Source organism: uncultured Jannaschia sp. (genome assembly GCF_947494025.1).
Classification (GTDB): Bacteria; Pseudomonadota; Alphaproteobacteria; order Rhodobacterales; family Rhodobacteraceae; genus Jannaschia.
In genome coordinates this window covers 1-2,014 of sequence record NZ_CANLTQ010000093.1, presented here as the reverse complement: position 1 = coordinate 2,014, position 2,014 = coordinate 1, and the positions used below count along the sequence as shown (strand labels likewise).

2 protein-coding genes and 1 pseudogene are annotated in these 2,014 nt (G+C 60.7%); 2 read left to right on the top strand and 1 reads right to left on the bottom strand.

The features are described from left to right. Positions 1 to 159: 159 nt before the first annotated feature. A pseudogene (locus Q1B08_RS21355) lies at positions 160 to 354 on the bottom strand (transposase); the annotation flags it as partial. Between the two features lie 206 nt (positions 355 to 560). On the opposite strand from Q1B08_RS21355, the gene Q1B08_RS21350 reads away from it, so the two are divergent. After that, positions 561 to 1,586, top strand: coding sequence for an asparaginase (locus Q1B08_RS21350; protein WP_299823346.1), 1,026 nt, complete (start codon positions 561 to 563; stop codon positions 1,584 to 1,586). A 294-nt stretch (positions 1,587 to 1,880) separates the two neighbouring features. After that, positions 1,881 to 2,014, top strand: a 134-nt coding sequence (locus Q1B08_RS21345; protein ID WP_299823349.1) for a transposase, incomplete at its 3' end; no start/stop codon positions are given.

Sequence of the window (2,014 nt, the reverse complement as noted above, 5' to 3'; positions counted from 1 at the left end):
GAAGCCGCTATACTTGGCTCTCGATCGCGCGGCTCAGGACTGGAAACGCCCGCCCCGGGAATGGACCGAGGCAAAAACCCAATTCGCCGTCATGTTCGGCGAGAAATTCGTCAGCCAATGACGAGAACCGGTCTCGCACACAAACTATCCGACAGTCCCCAAGATCAGCTTCTCGAGCGTCAGGTCCGACACGGCCTTCGTCAGCCGCTCGTTCTCCTTCTCGAGTTTCTTCAGCCGCTTAACCTGGTCGGTCTTCAGACCGCCGAACTCCTTGCACCATCGGTAGTAGCTGAACTGCGGCATACAGATCGACCGCACGGCCTCAACCACCGACCGGCCCTGCGATACAAGCACGTCGACCTACTGAGACTTCGCGACGATCCCCTTCGTCTTGTGCTTCTTCTGCGCCATTCCTTCGTCCTCCATCCGGCTCAAGAGCCTACTTCAGGGAGGACCACTTATCTGGGGCCAGACCTCGACCTTAAGGTTGCCCAGAACAACGTCGGAAATACATCAAAGCCCAATCACGGAAAGGAAGGTTCGGCATGAAAAGATACCCAGTGACGGCCGCGCTCGCGGCGGCCTGCCTGACGGGGCCGGCCCTCGCGCAGGACGATCTACCCAACGTATCGATCTTCGCCACGGGCGGAACGATCGCGGGGAGTTCCTCGTCGAGCACGGACACGACCAACTATACCTCCGGCAACATCGGCGTGGATCAGCTGCTCGAGGCCGTCCCGGAATTGAGCGGGGTGGCTCAGATCAGCGGCGAGCAGGTGGCGAACACCGGCAGCTTCAACGTCGACCAGCAGATTCTGATGGACCTGCATACGGCGATCTCCGAGGCGTTCGCGGGGGATACCGATGGCGTAGTGATCACCCATGGCACCGACACGATGGAGGAGACCGGCTTCTTCCTCGACCTGACCGTCGACAGCGACAAGCCGATCGTCATGGTCGGCGCCATGAGGCCCGCCACGGCCATCGGCGCTGATGGCCCGATCAACCTTCTTCAGGCCGTGACGCTCGCGGGCTCAGAGGAAGGTCGGGGGCGGGGTGCGATGATCGTGCTGAACGACCGCATCGGATCCGCCTACTTCACGACGAAAACGGACACCCTCGCGCTGAACACCTTTAGAGCCATCGAGGAGGGATATCTCGGCAGGTTCCTCAGCAACAAACCGTATTTTTACTATCCCCCGGTCGAGCCGGTAAACAAGCCGAGCTTCGACATCTCCGACGTCGATGAGTTACCCCGGGTCGACATCGTCTACGGATACCAGGACGTCGATGAGCAAGCCATGAACGCGGCCATCGAGGCCGGCGCGGAAGGCATCGTCATTGCGGCCGTCGGCAACGGCAACATTCCCGATCGCATGAACGAGGTTGTCGAGGACGTCATCGCGAATGGCATCCCGGTGGTGCGCAGCACCCGGACCGGCAACGGGATCGTGACGGCCGGAACCGATCCAGGCATCGGTAGCGGTGTCTACAATCCCCAGAAGGCCCGCATCATCCTGATGCTCGCTCTCGCGACCGGTCAGAGCATGGAAGAGATCGAAGAGCACTTCCTAGGCGCGCTCTAGCCACCTCTACCGCCGAGCGTCTACCTGCTGCATGCCCAGCTGGGATCGGGCTTGAGGCAACGGGATTGAAAAAGGCTCTTTAATGAGCTGTCTGAACGATTTATCAGGCAGCTCGCTGCAGGCGCGCCCCGCGTGCTTTTTTCATAAGCCGCGATGCTCCACACGGTGAGCCTGGCCTGCCCCCTGAAAAGTGGTCCTCCCTGAAGTAGGCTTTCGAGCCGGATGGAGGATGAAGGAATGGGACAGAAGAGGCACAAGGCGGAGGAGATCGTCGCGAAGTCTCAGTAGGTCGACGTGCTGGTATCGCAGGGCCGATCGGTGGCCAAGGCGGTGCGGTCGATCGACGTGACGCAGTTCACCTACTACCGATGGCGCAAGGAGTTCGGCGGCTTGAAGACCGGCCAGGTGAAGCGACTGAAGGAGCTCGA